Origin of the sequence: Bacillus massilinigeriensis (assembly GCF_900117315.1) — a bacterium.
Taxonomy (GTDB): Bacteria; Bacillota; Bacilli; order Bacillales; family Cytobacillaceae; genus Bacillus_BE; species Bacillus_BE massilionigeriensis.
In genome coordinates this window covers 3,278,353-3,292,859 of the sequence record NZ_LT630337.1, presented here as the reverse complement: position 1 = coordinate 3,292,859, position 14,507 = coordinate 3,278,353, and the positions used below count along the sequence as shown (strand labels likewise).

15 protein-coding genes are annotated in these 14,507 nt (G+C 36.5%); 12 read left to right on the top strand and 3 right to left on the bottom strand.

Annotation, left to right across the window (positions count from 1 at the left end; genetic code table 11):
- Positions 1-93 precede the first annotated feature (93 nt).
- Positions 94-315, bottom strand: coding sequence for a DeoR family transcriptional regulator (locus tag BQ6100_RS16320; protein ID WP_075982639.1), 222 nt, complete (start codon positions 313-315; stop codon positions 94-96).
- A 526-nt stretch (positions 316-841) separates the two neighbouring features.
- Here BQ6100_RS16320 and pepV point away from each other — a divergent pair.
- The 5 genes from pepV (at position 842) to BQ6100_RS16295 (ending at position 5,877) form a co-directional block, all read left to right on the top strand.
- The gene (pepV, locus tag BQ6100_RS16315; protein ID WP_075982638.1) at positions 842-2,254 is read left to right on the top strand and encodes a dipeptidase PepV; all 1,413 of its coding nucleotides are present in this window, start codon (positions 842-844) and stop codon (positions 2,252-2,254) included.
- Positions 2,255-2,296: 42 nt separating this feature from the next.
- The gene (gene thpR, locus BQ6100_RS16310; RefSeq protein WP_075982637.1) at positions 2,297-2,866 is read left to right on the top strand and encodes an RNA 2',3'-cyclic phosphodiesterase; all 570 of its coding nucleotides are present in this window, start codon (positions 2,297-2,299) and stop codon (positions 2,864-2,866) included.
- A gap of 86 nt (positions 2,867-2,952) precedes the next feature.
- Entirely contained in the window at positions 2,953-3,957 is a 1,005-nt protein-coding gene (locus BQ6100_RS16305) for a nuclease-related domain-containing protein (RefSeq protein WP_075982636.1), read from the top strand.
- A 13-nt stretch (positions 3,958-3,970) separates the two neighbouring features.
- Positions 3,971-4,918, top strand: a complete 948-nt coding sequence (locus BQ6100_RS16300; RefSeq protein ID WP_075982635.1) for a diacylglycerol/lipid kinase family protein — start codon at positions 3,971-3,973, stop codon at positions 4,916-4,918.
- A 179-nt stretch (positions 4,919-5,097) separates the two neighbouring features.
- Entirely contained in the window at positions 5,098-5,877 is a 780-nt protein-coding gene (locus BQ6100_RS16295) for a phosphotransferase family protein (RefSeq protein ID WP_075982634.1), read from the top strand.
- Here the strand turns inward: BQ6100_RS16295 and BQ6100_RS16290 are convergent.
- The gene (locus tag BQ6100_RS16290) at positions 5,874-6,152 is read right to left on the bottom strand and encodes a YtzH-like family protein (protein WP_075982633.1); all 279 of its coding nucleotides are present in this window, start codon (positions 6,150-6,152) and stop codon (positions 5,874-5,876) included. The two genes, BQ6100_RS16295 and BQ6100_RS16290, sit on opposite strands and share 4 nt — an antisense overlap.
- A 143-nt stretch (positions 6,153-6,295) precedes the next feature.
- On the opposite strand from BQ6100_RS16290, the gene trmB reads away from it, so the two are divergent.
- Entirely contained in the window at positions 6,296-6,934 is a 639-nt protein-coding gene (trmB, locus tag BQ6100_RS16285) for a tRNA (guanosine(46)-N7)-methyltransferase TrmB (protein WP_075982632.1), read from the top strand.
- 324 nt (positions 6,935-7,258) lie between these two features.
- Positions 7,259-8,095: a YtnP family quorum-quenching lactonase gene (locus BQ6100_RS16280; RefSeq protein WP_075983604.1), complete on the top strand. Its 837-nt coding sequence runs from the start codon at positions 7,259-7,261 to the stop codon at positions 8,093-8,095.
- 53 nt (positions 8,096-8,148) lie between these two features.
- Here the strand turns inward: BQ6100_RS16280 and BQ6100_RS16275 are convergent, their stop codons facing one another.
- Complete coding sequence (locus BQ6100_RS16275) at positions 8,149-8,460, bottom strand: peptidase M4 (protein WP_075982631.1); 312 nt, start codon at positions 8,458-8,460, stop codon at positions 8,149-8,151.
- A 199-nt stretch (positions 8,461-8,659) separates the two neighbouring features.
- On the opposite strand from BQ6100_RS16275, the gene BQ6100_RS16270 reads away from it, so the two are divergent.
- From BQ6100_RS16270 to BQ6100_RS16250, 5 genes are all read left to right on the top strand, one after another.
- The gene (locus BQ6100_RS16270) at positions 8,660-9,733 is read left to right on the top strand and encodes a M42 family metallopeptidase (RefSeq protein ID WP_075982630.1); all 1,074 of its coding nucleotides are present in this window, start codon (positions 8,660-8,662) and stop codon (positions 9,731-9,733) included.
- A gap of 213 nt (positions 9,734-9,946) precedes the next feature.
- On the top strand, positions 9,947-10,456 hold the full coding sequence (locus BQ6100_RS16265; RefSeq protein WP_075982629.1) for a hypothetical protein: 510 nt from the start codon (positions 9,947-9,949) through the stop codon (positions 10,454-10,456).
- Positions 10,457-10,636: 180 nt separating this feature from the next.
- Positions 10,637-10,954 (top strand): thioredoxin family protein, encoded by a 318-nt coding sequence (locus BQ6100_RS16260; RefSeq protein ID WP_075982628.1) that lies wholly within the window; start codon positions 10,637-10,639, stop codon positions 10,952-10,954.
- Between the two features lie 110 nt (positions 10,955-11,064).
- Positions 11,065-11,865: a DUF1444 domain-containing protein gene (locus tag BQ6100_RS16255; RefSeq protein WP_075982627.1), complete on the top strand. Its 801-nt coding sequence runs from the start codon at positions 11,065-11,067 to the stop codon at positions 11,863-11,865.
- Positions 11,866-12,010: 145 nt separating this feature from the next.
- Positions 12,011-14,401 (top strand): DNA translocase FtsK, encoded by a 2,391-nt coding sequence (locus BQ6100_RS16250; RefSeq protein ID WP_075982626.1) that lies wholly within the window; start codon positions 12,011-12,013, stop codon positions 14,399-14,401.
- Positions 14,402-14,507: the final 106 nt, after the last annotated feature.

Sequence of the window (14,507 nt, the reverse complement as noted above, 5' to 3'; positions counted from 1 at the left end):
ATTAGAATGATTTTAAGTAAAAATCATTTTGTTTAAGCGATACCCTGTATGAGAACCATCTCATTATGGCAAAAGTTATTTATATGGTTAATCTTAAGATGACACTTTTACTTTTTTCTCTGTTGTTGTCCATTTTCCTCTACTAGGGCTTTCCACTAAGTCATTATACTCTAAGACATTTAAGTCCCTTTGAATCGTACGAGGGGTAATTCCAAATTCATCTACGAGTTCCTGAGTTGTAACGGTTCCATGCTTACTTATAAACATGTAGACTGATTTAATACGGTTTAACATCCGGTTAGTCGAAGGTTTCAAAAAACCACTCCCTATCCTTTTTTCAAACCTGGGGCAAAATCCTGCAACGACAACTTGTTGAAGTACTTATATATGTAATTTTCTTTTCCCCAGACAACCCCTTTTCTAAATCGTCTAAGTATTCTAGCTGCTACAGTATTATTGTATCTTTATTTTCAAATAATTTCTAGTAAAAACTACTGTCTTAGGCGATTTTATTCTTTCATTAATTGAAAAATGGTCCCCCCTAACATTGTTTTACTATACAATAATGATTTGAACAAGAGGATTATGATAAAAAAATTAAATTTTTAGAATTTTTCAATTGTTAGAATTATAATTCACCCTCGAATAAGAGACAATCCTAACTTGCAAAAAATGCATCAAAACTATATTCTCAAAACTAGGAGACTGGTGACTTTATTAAAGAAACCAATCATAGTCATTTGGATAGGCGGTCCCAATAATCACTCTTAAAGAAGCATCAGAATTAAACTTAAGGAGTAGCCACTACATAGTGAATGTATGCAAAATGAGGAGGATTTTTATGAGTTCAATCAATTGGAATCAAGAAGTGGAATCAAGAAAGGAAGCTTTACTTGAGGATACAAAGAATCTATTGAAAATAAAAAGTGTTTTAGATGAAGAAAATTCAACCGAAGATGCACCGCTTGGAAAAGGGGTTAAGGAAGCATTAGAGTTTATGCTAAAGCTCGGAGAAAAGGATGGCTTCATAGCAAAAAATGTAGGCAATTTAGCTGGACATTTGGAATTTGGACAAGGTGATGAATTATTAGGAATCCTATGCCATGTCGATGTGGTTCCAGAAGGTGATGGCTGGACAAGCGACCCGTACGCTGCAGAAATTAGAGATGGAAAAATATATGCGCGTGGAGCCATTGATGATAAAGGCCCAACAATGGCTGCGTACTATGCCATGAAAATTGTTAAGGAACTTGGATTACCACTTAATAAAAGGGTAAGAATGATTCTTGGAACTGATGAAGAAAGTGAATGGCGCTGTGTTGACCACTACTTTGAGCATGAAGAAATGCCAACGATGGGATTTGCTCCCGATGCAGATTTCCCAATCATCTTTGCAGAAAAGGGAATCTCAGATTTTGACCTTGTTCAATCGAAGGTAAAGGATGGGGGGCCTGGGAAAAACAAGGTCATTAGCTTTTCTTCTGGGGTAAGGTACAATATGGTTCCAGATTATGCGCGGGCCACGATTCAAAGCGAAGATCAGGAAGTTGTTATTCAAGAGTTCGAGGCCTTCCTTAAAGAAAAGAAGGCAAAAGGGACATATCATGTAGAAACTAATGGACTTGTTTTAGAGGTTGAAGGGGTGTCTGCCCATGGGATGGAGCCTAAAGCAGGTGTGAATGCAGGTCTTTTGTTAGCTGAATTTATAGCTACATTATCTACTGATAAGCAGGCGGAAGGCTATTTTCAGTTTGTAAAGACCTATTTTGTCAATGGCTCAAGAGGGAAACAATTAGGAGTCGCTTATTCAGATGAGATTACAGGTGATTTGACAATTAATGTCGGTAAGCTCAACTATTCAAATGAAATGGGTGGCAAGTTAGGATTAAATTTACGCTACCCTGTGACGAATGATATGGAGCACACAAAAGCTGTTATAGAAGGTGTCATTGATAAAGCTGGTTTCCGCTTGGAAAACTTTTCTGACTCAAAGCCACATCATGTGGACGAAAAGGATTTCCTTATTCAAACTTTAAAGAAGGTCTATGAGGAACAAACAGGTGAAAAAGCAGAGCTTCTTTCCATTGGCGGAGGAACATATGCACGATCCCTGAAATCTGGTGTAGCATTTGGACCACTCTTCCCTGGTCGTCCGGATATCGCACATCAAAAGGATGAATACATGATAATAGATGACCTAATTAAGGCAACGGCCATATATGCTCAAGCAATTTATGAATTGGCAAAAGGATGATGGTGTTGAGCACCTTTAATATAAGACAAGGTGGTGAAGAGAATGGAAAGCAATCCACATTTCTTTTTTGCTGTTCGTTTGCCAGACGAAGTGAAGGAAAATCTCAGTAAGTTGTGTGATAGCTTAAAGGAACAAACATCATTTAAGAGCTGGGTCCACAATCAAGACTACCATATAACCTTAGCTTTTTTAGGCGGGGCACCAAGGGATCAATTAGAATTAGCTAAGGAAAATGTGAGGAGAATTCTACAAGACCAATTTTCATTCCCTTTAACAATCAATCAATTGGGGATGTTCGGTAAAAGCGATTCCCCAAGAATATTTTGGGCGGGTCTTCAAATGGAGGCAAGACTTCATGATTTGAGAGAAAAGGTATATTCAGCCTGTATCGATGCAGGCTTCTCTCTAGAAACAAGACCATTTAATCCGCACATTACGCTTGCAAGGAAATGGGTAGGAGCAACCCCTTTTAAACAAGAGCAGCTACTAATTCCTCCAGATATGCTGGAGGATGGTGCTTTCATAGCAAATGAGGTTGTTCTTTATCAAACCCATCTAAATAAAACACCAAAATATGAAGCATTTTCAACCTATCAACTATTAAATAGATAAATAATAATGGAATTAGCTTATAATTTGGAATTTATAGTTTCCACTGTCATACAGGGAGATAATGAATAAAAGTAGGTCTAATGCGAATGGGACAATTAATAAAATTACAAGATTATATATCACGCTATGAACAAAATATTTTCCTTTACCCGGCAAGATTTGTCAGGTTAAAAAAGCAGCATTGGGAGAAAGTACTATTCTCTTGGGAGAATGGAGAAGGAGTATTTGGAGATTTACCAGAAAACGATGTTCAATTGGATTGGTTTGAGGAGGAAAAGCCTCCCCTTCTTGAAAAGATAAAAGGAATTTTTAAATTGAAAAGAAGGGGAGAATTTGAATTAAGTGATACGAATATTGATGAAGAAACAATCCATGATGAGGAGGAAGAGCAATCTCTTTTTAACTTTCATCCCTCATTCTCTGCCCGTCCGGAAACCAAAATTGAGCTGAAGCAGCAATTTCTCGATCAAATAATTCGCTTTCAATTGAAGTGGGCAAGCTCAACTCTACTAGAGAAGTCTTATGTAGATAAGAGCTATTTCCTTGATCAAAAATTAAAGTATTTTCTTCAAAGGTTTCCTGATACCTACCTTATCATGTATCGCCCTATTTTTTTATTGAAAAGAGCCCCTGTTGAAGTTGAAAGTATCATGATTACCCCAACAGAGGTATTTTGTATTACCTTCCTTGAGGAAGATAATCAGGCTGTTTACATTGGTTCAAAGGAAAGATTTTGGATTAAACGAATCCAAAATCAGGAGAAAAAAATCTTAAATCCACTGTTGGCACTTAATCGAACACATAATATTGTGCAAACCCTTTTTAAAAAGTACGAAATTGATTTACCCATTCATAAAGTAGTATTAAGCAGGAATGGTTATATCGATTATCCTACCGCTCCATTTGGAACAATCTTAGTAGAGAAACGTAACTATGAAGAGTGGTTTCAAGGGTTACGAAAAAATCATTCACCATTAAAGCATGTGCAATTAAAGGGAGCATATGCTTTACTACAATTTTGCCAAACCTCTAGCTTTAAAAGGCATGAGTGGGAACCAAATGATGAAAGTAACCAGGATGATTTTATATAAAAGGAATGATTGAATGGGGAAGCTATATTTTATTATTAACCCTAAGGCAGGTAACGGCAATGGGAGAAGAGTCTGGCAGACGGTAGAAAAGGAATTACAGACATTGAACCAATCATATTCTTCCTTTTTTAGCGAATACCGGGGACATGCAAAAGAATTGGCTGATTCCTTAATAGGGGAGGAAGACCATTTATTTATTGTTGTTATTGGTGGAGATGGAACACTAAATGAAGTCATTAATAGTATAGCTAATAATCAAAATGTTCGTTTAGGATTTATTCCCGGAGGATCAGGAAATGACTTTTCTAGAGGGTTTCGCATCCCAAGGGAACCTATTCAGGCATTACATTCCCTGCTAGGGGGTATAAATTCAGAAGCACAACAGGTTGATGTAGGCTATATCCTTAATGAAGGTGAAGAAAAGATTTTTTTTATTAATAATATGGGTGCTGGATTTGATGCTCTTATTTGTAAAGATGTCGAGGCATCCATGATAAAAAAATTTCTTAACCGTGTATCTTTAGGGAATCTTGTTTATGTTTTTATTTTGTTAAAAAGATTATTTACTTATCAATGTTATGACCTTCAATTAACAATTGATGGGAAGGTTCATCACTTTCAGTCCACTTGGTTTGTTACTATTGCCAATCAGCCTTATTTCGGTGGAGGAATGAAGATAGCACCTCAAGCATTGACCTCAGATGGAATATTAAATATCACGGTGGTCCATAATCTTTCAAAATTAAAATTACTACTTGTTTTTATTAGTGTTTTTTGGGGAGGGCATGTTTCCTTTAAAGAGGTTCATAACTTCCTAGGGAAGAATATTTCCATCCACACATCATCGCCTGCACTCATGCATGTGGACGGGGAGCCCATTGGAGAAACTCCTGCAAATATTGAAGTCAGTCACAAGGCCATTTCATTAATAAGGAATTCTAAAATTTCCCGTCAGGCTTGATGGATATACACTAAATAATGGTAATATTGTGAGGTACTTGACGAAAAAAGCTGATAAGGGATAAAATCTATTAAGATAGCTATTGAAAGTTTGTGTTTTAATAGCTGTCTTTTTTATTCTGACTATAATTGATTTGATGATAAATAAGATTAATATGTGATTAATTGAAGGTGAACATTTTGGAACACATACTTGGACAAGAATGGGAGATTGTCCCAGCCGGAGGGGCAACCGGAGAAGCATTTTTAGCTCAACATGAAAAACAACGGTTATTTTTAAAAAGAAACTCCTCACCCTTTCTTGCCGTACTATCAGCAGAAGGAATCGTACCGAAGCTTGTTTGGACAAAAAGAATGGAAAACGGCGACGTTATTTCTGCTCAACAGTGGCTTGAAGGCAGAGAGCTAAAGCCTGGAGAGATGAATCAGCAAAGTATTGCAAAGCTCCTGGGGAAAATCCATCGTTCGGGGCCATTATTGAGTATGCTCAAAAGACTAGGGAAGACACCGTTAAGTCCAAATCAACTTTTTTTAAATCTTGAATCGGATATAGATCAAGAATTAAAAGAAAGACCTATAATCAAGCAATCGATATCCTTTTTACGAAAAGAACTCCAAAATGTTCAATGTAAAGAAAAAGTAGTGTGTCATTGTGATGTAAATCATAATAATTGGCTGTTGACAGAAAGCAACCAGTTATTTCTTATTGACTGGGATGGTGCTATGATCGCTGACCCTGCTATAGATTTAGGGATGCTATTATATTCTTATATTCCTCGTAATCAGTGGGAAACATGGATAGATATTTATGGAATGGTGCTAACGGATGAATTGATGTTAAGGATGAAATGGTACATGCTTGGTCAGACGTTAACTTTTATACAGTGGTATTATAAAAAATCACGTCTCCAAGAGATGGAGACGAGGATTCAATACTTAAATGGAATACTGAATTCTTAAGAATATTGATCGATATCGTTGACCCACTGGGATAGTTGATCCTTGTGATATTCAATATGTTGATCCAAATCTGTAGAGTTAATTCCATTCTGACTATAATGGTATACTTCTTCTAATGTGTTTTTTATATTACTGTTGATATTCGAATTAGTCATGAGAGATTTGATTAATCGTTCCAGCTGCTCACATTCTGATACGGACCCACAACAGTCCATTTGGTGGTCATTTAAGATATCTTTTAATAAATTTACTTGATCTGTATGGTTAATTGGCATTCATCCACTACCTTTCTTATTAAAAGGAATTCACACTTATCATGTGAATTCCTTTCATTGTTTATACACAAATTCTTGGTTGCAACATTTATGTTTGCATGGTATGTTTTTGAACGATATTATAAATTAGGGGTGTCACATTTATGCGACAAAGAAATAAACCTGGTGCTAGAGACAGGCTGCAACAATATCCACAATATGTCATCCAAACTCCAGAAGAATATAAAGGGCAATGGAATCAAGCCTTTCCAGCCAATCAACCACTTCATATTGAAATTGGTACTGGAAAAGGACGCTTTATTACTCAAATGGCAAAGCAGAACCCACACATAAATTATATTGGAATTGAGCTTTCAATTAGTGTGATTGCATCGGCATTGGATCGTTTAATTGATGCAGATCTTCCTAATGTAAAATTAATGAATGTCAATGCAATGGACTTAAGAAATTATTTTGAAAAGGGCGATGTGGAGAGAATTTATTTAAATTTCTCTGATCCTTGGCCAAAGAAGCGTCATGAAAAACGCCGTCTAACCTTTAAGGCATTTTTAGATGTGTATAAAGACATTTTAGTAAATCAAGGTGAAATTCATTTTAAAACGGATAATCAAGGTTTGTTTGAATATTCATTAAAGAGTTTTTCTGAATATGGTTTATTATTAAATTATGTAAGCTTAGATTTGCATAATAGCGATTATGAAGGAAACGTGATGACTGAATATGAAGAGAAGTTTTCTTCAAAGGGAAATCGCATCTATCGCTGTGAAATGCAATATAAGTAGTGGGCTGAGAAATCAGCTCTTTTTTTTAGGCTGTTTTCGTATAGATTGTTGCTTTTATAACCGCAGCCTGAATACACTCCGCTTTCCGTGGGTGAGCGGTGAGCCTCCTCGTCGCTACGCTCCTGCGGGGGTCTCACCTTTCTCGCATTCCCACAGGAGTCTACGTGTATTCAGGCTGCTAAGTCATTACTCATTACATATTTATCATCAAAATAAAAACAAACTTTGAGAAAACAGACTTTTTTTATTAGACCTACCATTTTTTCAATATATTACTAATTTGTTATAACCATGTTAATATAAATGGAAGGAGGGGATAAAATGATGGAGAGACTAACATTAACAAATTTGCAATTAACTTGGTTAAAAGGTGGAGTTACACATCTTGATGGGGGAGCCATGTTTGGAGTAGTACCTAAACCACTTTGGTCGAAAAAATATCCTCATAATGAAAATAATCAGATTGAATTGAGAACGGATCCAATATTGGTGGAATGGGAAGGAAAAAACTTTCTGATTGACTCCGGAATTGGAAATGGGAAACTGAATGAAAAACAAAAACGAAATTTTGGGGTGACAGAGGAATCATCCATTGAAGCCTCTCTAAATGAGCTTGGGCTATCCTGTGAAAATATTGATTATGTTATTATGACTCATTTACATTTCGACCATGCTTGTGGTTTAACCAAGGTTGAGAACGGGGAATACCATTCTGCATTTCCAAATGCGAAAATTATTACTTCTCAAATTGAATGGGATGAAATGAGAGAACCAAATATCCGTTCACGAAGTACATACTGGAAGGAAAACTGGGAAGCAATCGAAACTCAAGTTCAAACCTTTAACGAGGAATGGGAGTTAGGACCGATTAAGATGGTGCACACCGGAGGACATAGTGATGGACACTCCATCATCCTTATTCAGGATGAGAATGATTTAGTCATACATATGGCTGATATCATGCCAACACATGCCCATCAAAATGTTCTATGGGTGATGGCCTATGATGATTATCCGATGAACTCTATTTGGGCAAAGCAGAAATGGATGGATTACGGATTAAAGAGAAATGCGTGGTATACCTTCTATCACGATGCGATTTATAGGGCAGTTAAATGGGATGAAACAAACCAAATTAGTAATATGATCAAGCGTCTATGAAAAAAAGGGTTATTACTCATTCTATTTAGATTGAGTAATAACCTTTTAGTGGCTTAAATTTTTTGAACTTCAATGATGACGCCTGTTTTTGCATCGGCAATAAATTCATATTGCTCCCCAATTCCGTCATGATTTCTTGTAATTCCACCTCGAAAAACCTTGTAGTGAAATCCATCTTTTTCATAAGGCTCCATTGTCATGTTTATCCAGGAACCATTAATTGATCCATTTTCCTTAAAAGCATTTTTCACATTGACGAGTACTTTTTCAGGAGAAATGGTTGATTTTTGGGAGATTATCTCACTAGCTGCATACCCACCAGCGATACCAACTCCTACGCCTATCAAAAAGGATTTCCAATTCATAAAAGCGCCTCCAATTGGCTAGAATCTTTCTAACCATGCAACATAATAACATTCATTTTATTTAATCATAGCAAATATTAATCATTTTTTTAAGCTGGAACGGTGTGTCTCTATCCATATTTGTGGAATGCATGAAGGAAGTTCTGTAAAATAATAACGTACATACTCTTATATAAATTAAAAAAAGAGGAGCATCATTATGAATGAAAAAACATTAGAGCTATTTAAAACATTAACTGAGCTTCCTGGAGCACCAGGTAATGAACGAGACGTTCGTAAATTTATGAAAGAAGAGCTTGCAAAAAATTCAGATGAAATCATTCAGGATAAATTAGGTAGTATTTTTGGCGTGAAAAAGGGGGATGAGAGCGGACCGAGAATTATGGTGGCAGGACATATGGATGAAGTGGGATTCATGGTCAGTTCCATCACAAAAAACGGAATGATTCGTTTTCAAACTTTAGGCGGTTGGTGGAGCCAAGTTCTGCTTGCACAAAGAGTTCAAATAATTACGAAAAATGGACCTGTTATTGGGGTGATTGGTTCGATACCCCCTCACTTACTTGATGAGAATCAAAAGAATAAACCAATGGATATAAAAAATATGCTGATTGATATTGGTGCGGACAATAAAGAAGATGCTGAAAGAATTGGAATTAGACCAGGCCAATCCATTCTCCCAATTTGTCCTTTTACCGTCATGGCGAATGAAAAGAAAATCCTCGCAAAGGCTTGGGACAATCGTTACGGCTGTGGGTTAGCCATTGAATTGCTAGAGGAGGTAAAGGATGAAAGGCTTCCAAATGTTCTTTATTCTGGAGCTACAGTGCAAGAGGAGGTTGGGTTAAGAGGGGCACAAACGGCTGCAAACATGATTAAGCCCGATTTGTTTTTTGCCCTTGATGCAAGTCCAGCAAATGATATGACAGGTGATAAAAATGAATTTGGTCATCTTGGTAAAGGAGCATTACTTAGAATTTTAGACCGAACAATGGTGACACACCGTGGTATGAGAGATTTTGTTTTAGACACTGCCGAAACTCATCATATTCCATATCAATATTTTGTTTCACAGGGTGGCACGGATGCAGGCAAGGTCCATTTGTCAAATGAAGGTATTCCAAGTGCGGTAATAGGGATTTGTTCCCGTTATATTCATACTCATGCTTCAATTATCCATGTTGATGATTATTCAGCTGCAAAGGAATTGATCGTTAAATTAGTGAAATCCTGTGATCGTTCGACAGTTGATACCATTCTTCAAAATAGTTAACCTAGTACAGGAGGTGCCTTAGGGTCCCTCCTTTCTTTTTAGGCTATATCGAGTTTGAGCTATTTGATAGGAAATGATGCTTTTGTAAGGTATTAGGAAATATAATTAAATGACATTCGGCACTTGCTATAGAAAAAATATACTTGTCAGATGATTATTTAAAAGATTATGATTAAATAGGATTCAATAGGATTGGAGCAAGGAGGAAATGAAATGATTCGATATATGAAAGCAACCTTGCTTATCATTTTTGCCATATCTTTACTAAATGCTTGTTCACCTTCCTTAAAAGAGGAGCAGAAAGAAATTCAATCTGCTGTTGCAAATGGAATGAAAAAAAAGCCAAGTGAACCAAATAGTAAGAATGAAGATATTGAGTTTAAAATCCCTTTTGGATTTGAAATTGAAAAGGAAACCCCCAATAATATCATTCTAAAAAATGGTTCTAAAACGTACATTCTCTTCTATAATCAGCAAGAGGATCCTTTAAGTGATGTTGTTTATAAATCAACATTACAGCAAAAGGAAAAATATGATGTGAATGAGACATTTAAAACTAAGGAGAAATTTGGTTACCTCTTAATTGATCATCTTTCCAAAAAAGAAAATGAAATGACAATAGGAATTGGTGGAGTTAAGCTTACAACAGAGGCACAAACGGCTGTTCTTTCTTCTGAAGCAACCACTATGATTGAAATTGTCAACTCAGTGAAATTAAAGTAGTCCCGAAGAGAAGTAGAAATCTCTTCGTTTTTTTTATTAGAGTTTGGAGAAACTATGATAAATATGAAGTGATTATTGCATATGATTAGACCTAGGAACTTAAGTTTGATAGTATTCTGTTTATTAAAGAAATTATTGGATATCGGATGTCCATGCTCATCTTAAGGAGGAGTTTGATCAATGAAGAATCTTGAATCTATCGAGCAATTTGAAGAATTAAAAAATAACGGAAAACATATTCTTATGTTCTCAGCCGGTTGGTGCCCTGATTGTCGGGTAATTGAACCATTTTTACCAGAGATCGAAGAGAAATATAAAGAGTATGCCTTTGTTCATGTAGACCGTGATGAATATATTGATTTATGTCAGCAATTGGATGTTTTTGGTATTCCAAGCTTTATTGCCTTCGAGGATGGAAAAGAGCTGGGGAGATTTGTAAGTAAAGATCGTAAAACAAAAGAAGAAATTGAGAACTTTATTGAGGGACTAAAGGCATAGCATAAGGCTCTCTGGAAAATAAGAAACATGAAAATCAACAGGGCTGACTCTGAATATTCGAGTCAGCCTTCCATCTGGAAATAGGCGAATGGATTGGGGTGAAATCACAGATGAAAATGGATAGTCAAAAAATGAAAGTAGAGCTTGAGGCTAGGTTGAAATCAGAGTATAGGTCTATTAATTACGATCGAAAGAAGGATCAAATTAGAATAGAAAATAAACAAACGGGAAAGGGCATCACGATCTCCATACCAGGTATTATATCTAAATGGCAGGAACAAAAGGAAAGGGCTATAGATGAAGTTGTCTATTATGTTGAACAAGGACTTCAAGCGATGGATAGGGAAATTGAGTTAACCGGTCATGAAAAAAATATTTTCCCCGTCATACGTTCCACATCATTTCCGAAAGAAGCGGAGGAAGGAGTCCCATTTTTATTCGACGAGCATACGGCAGAAACAAGAGTTTATTATGCAATTGACCAAGGGAAAACCTATCGTTTGATTGATGAAAGAATGATGGAAGGAGAGGGGTGGGATCCAAAAAAGATCCGTGAAATTGCGGCATTTAATGTCCGCTCACTTTCCACCAATAAGAAAAAAGATATCGTTGCAGGTAATACCTTTTATTTCTTAAATACGAATGATGGATACGATGCAAGCAGGATATTAAATGATTCCTTTTTAAAGGAGATGCATCAACAAATAACTGGAACGATGGCTGTGGCAGTACCACATCAAGATGTATTAATTATTGCAGATATTCAAAATGAAACTGGATACGATGTATTAGCCCAAATGACCATGAGCTTTTTTGCCAATGGACATGTCCCAATTACAGCATTATCCTTCTTGTATGAAAATGGGGAGCTTGAACCCATATTTATTTTAGGGAAAAATAAAAAAAGATAACAAAATCGTAAATGACCACCTTTGTGTGGTCTTTTTAAATAAGCTAAGGACTAATTAAATAGTCCTATTCTTTTATTTTGACTCGAATTTTTTCGATTTACTGTTAAAATAGGTATGTAGTAAGTTTGAGAAAGAGTGATTACCGTTGAGTTGGATAAGAAGATTTTTTCAAATTTTTAAAACAGATGACAATGATGAGTTTGAATACAGCGATCCTTTTCGAGATGAGGAACATGAAGTCCATCATACTAATTCGAAAAATGACCATTTAGAAGGAAGTGGAGATATTGACACAAAGGTTTTCTATCAGTATCCGAAGGGTCAATTCAAATTTCCACTAATTCCTGATGAACCGTTAGAGATAAAGGAAAGAATCTCAAAACGCCACAAGCAAAATCAAAATCAATCACCCCTGTCACAATCAGAACAATATGTCGATTCTAAAGTAATTGAAAAAAGTCATGAGCGCCATATTCGTCCACAAAAGAGAAAAGAGGAAGAGCAGCAAGTACATAGTCGTAGACCTTTTCGGCCAACAGAAATTCCTTCACCCATTTATGGCTTTAATCGTCCAAACCGAATTAAGCATGTAAATCAAGAAGAAGTCGTTGAGTTTGAATTACATTCATTTACTCCTGGTAGTGAAATAGCTGATAGTAATACATCTGAACAAATAGAAGAGAGAACGGAGATGCCGGCATATGAAGAGATCGAGTTACTTCAGGAGCTGGATATCGTTGAAGATGAGCTGTTAGTTGAGGAGAATCCTATTAATCCACCTGTTTTTGAAGATACTAACGTAAATGAGACCATAATAGGGCAGACTCTTTATCACAGTGAGGTTGATACGGTTGCAGAGGAAGAAGACATTCAGAATGAGACAGCTCCTAAAGTAACACCTAATGAAGAAGCATTAATCAGCGAAAAAAAGGAAAAAGGTGATTCCAGAAGATCCAATCTTCCTTTTAATGTGATTATGCTTAAAAAGGATAAACGTAGGATAGAACAAAAGTCTCCTGAACCTTTCGTCAATCCATATGTCGCAGCAGGGCTTGAGACATCAAGGGAAGAGAAACAATTTGAAGAACCTCAAGCAGCCGATAGAAGCCAAACATATGAGTTTCCAATAACATCCTTGTTAAATCCTCCGGCAATAACAAATTTAAACACCGATTGGTTGCACGAACAAGAGGATTTATTAAATGAGACGCTCATGAATTTCAATGTGGGAGCTAAAGTAGTTAACGTTACACAGGGCCCAGCGGTTACTCGCTTTGAGGTTCAGCCAGAGCCAGGCGTCAAAGTGAATAAAATTACAAATTTGTCCGATGATATTAAGCTTAGCCTTGCTGCAAAGGATATACGAATTGAAGCGCCTATACCAGGTAAACATACCATTGGAATTGAGGTACCTAATCAGAAAAGCAGACCAGTATTTATTAGCGAAATCATTAACAGTAAAGAATTTATTCAAAATGAGTCACCGTTAACAGCTGTTCTTGGTCTCGATATTTCTGGAAAACCAATTGTTACAGACTTAAGAAAAATGCCACATGGATTAATTGCTGGTGCAACCGGCTCAGGGAAAAGTGTGTGCATCAATTCAATACTAGTCAGTCTTCTATTTAAGGCGACTCCAGATGAATTAAAGTTATTATTGATTGACCCAAAAATGGTAGAACTCGCTCCGTACAACCAAATTCCACATTTGGTAAGCCCTGTTATCACAGACGTGAAGGCAGCTACAGCCGCTTTAAAATGGGCAGTAGATGAAATGGAGAGACGTTATGAATTGTTTGCCCACACAGGTGTAAGAGATATAACAAGGTTCAATGAGGTGGCAGAGAATCATAAAAGATATTCTGATAAGCTGCCATATATTCTAATTATCATCGACGAACTAGCTGATTTGATGATGATGTCTCCTGCAGATGTGGAAGAGGCCATTTGCCGGATTGCACAGAAGGCACGTGCCTGTGGTATTCACTTAATTATTGCCACTCAAAGACCATCTGTTGATGTAATAACAGGTTTGATTAAAGCCAATGTTCCAACAAGAATTGCATTTTCTGTTTCCTCTCAAGTTGACTCAAGGACTATAATTGATATTGGAGGAGCGGAAAAGCTTCTTGGACGTGGTGATATGTTATTCCTTGAAAATGGGTCTTCAAAGCCAGTAAGACTTCAAGGAACCTTTGTTTCTGATATGGAAATTGATGATGTCGTTGCACATGTCAGAGAGCAAAGAGAACCAGATTACCTATTCCAACAAGATGATCTAATCAAAAAGGCACAAATTACCGAGGAAGAAGATGAGCTATTTTATGAAGCATGTGAGTTTGTAGTGGACCAGGGGGGAGCTTCAACCTCAAGTATACAGCGCCGTTTTAAAATCGGGTATAACCGAGCGGCAAGACTGATTGATATGATGGAGCAGCAAGGATTTATTTCTGAGGCGCGTGGAAGCAAGCCTCGCGATGTTCTTATTACTGAGGATGAATTAGAATCCTTTCAAGAGTCTAATAACATCTTCTAACTTGAGGTATTCTTGATTTTAAAATCTCAAATAATAAAAGAAGATAGAGGTAGTTTTTAGGAAATCGCAAATTTTTCCTATACCATGAACAAAATATGAATACATA

Excerpts from the sequence above, each read along its gene's own strand:
- pepV (WP_075982638.1), top strand. The coding sequence starts at position 842 with ATGAGTTCAATCAATTGGAATCAAGAAGTGGAATCAAGAAAGGAAGCT.
- thpR (WP_075982637.1), top strand. The coding sequence starts at position 2,297 with ATGGAAAGCAATCCACATTTCTTTTTTGCTGTTCGTTTGCCAGACGAA.
- BQ6100_RS16305 (WP_075982636.1), top strand. The coding sequence starts at position 2,953 with ATGGGACAATTAATAAAATTACAAGATTATATATCACGCTATGAACAA.
- BQ6100_RS16300 (WP_075982635.1), top strand. The coding sequence starts at position 3,971 with ATGGGGAAGCTATATTTTATTATTAACCCTAAGGCAGGTAACGGCAAT.
- BQ6100_RS16290 (WP_075982633.1), bottom strand. The coding sequence starts at position 6,152 with ATGCCAATTAACCATACAGATCAAGTAAATTTATTAAAAGATATCTTA.
- trmB (WP_075982632.1), top strand. The coding sequence starts at position 6,296 with ATGCGACAAAGAAATAAACCTGGTGCTAGAGACAGGCTGCAACAATAT.
- BQ6100_RS16280 (WP_075983604.1), top strand. The coding sequence starts at position 7,259 with ATGGAGAGACTAACATTAACAAATTTGCAATTAACTTGGTTAAAAGGT.
- BQ6100_RS16275 (WP_075982631.1), bottom strand. The coding sequence starts at position 8,460 with ATGAATTGGAAATCCTTTTTGATAGGCGTAGGAGTTGGTATCGCTGGT.
- BQ6100_RS16270 (WP_075982630.1), top strand. The coding sequence starts at position 8,660 with ATGAATGAAAAAACATTAGAGCTATTTAAAACATTAACTGAGCTTCCT.
- BQ6100_RS16265 (WP_075982629.1), top strand. The coding sequence starts at position 9,947 with ATGATTCGATATATGAAAGCAACCTTGCTTATCATTTTTGCCATATCT.
- BQ6100_RS16260 (WP_075982628.1), top strand. The coding sequence starts at position 10,637 with ATGAAGAATCTTGAATCTATCGAGCAATTTGAAGAATTAAAAAATAAC.
- BQ6100_RS16255 (WP_075982627.1), top strand. The coding sequence starts at position 11,065 with ATGAAAATGGATAGTCAAAAAATGAAAGTAGAGCTTGAGGCTAGGTTG.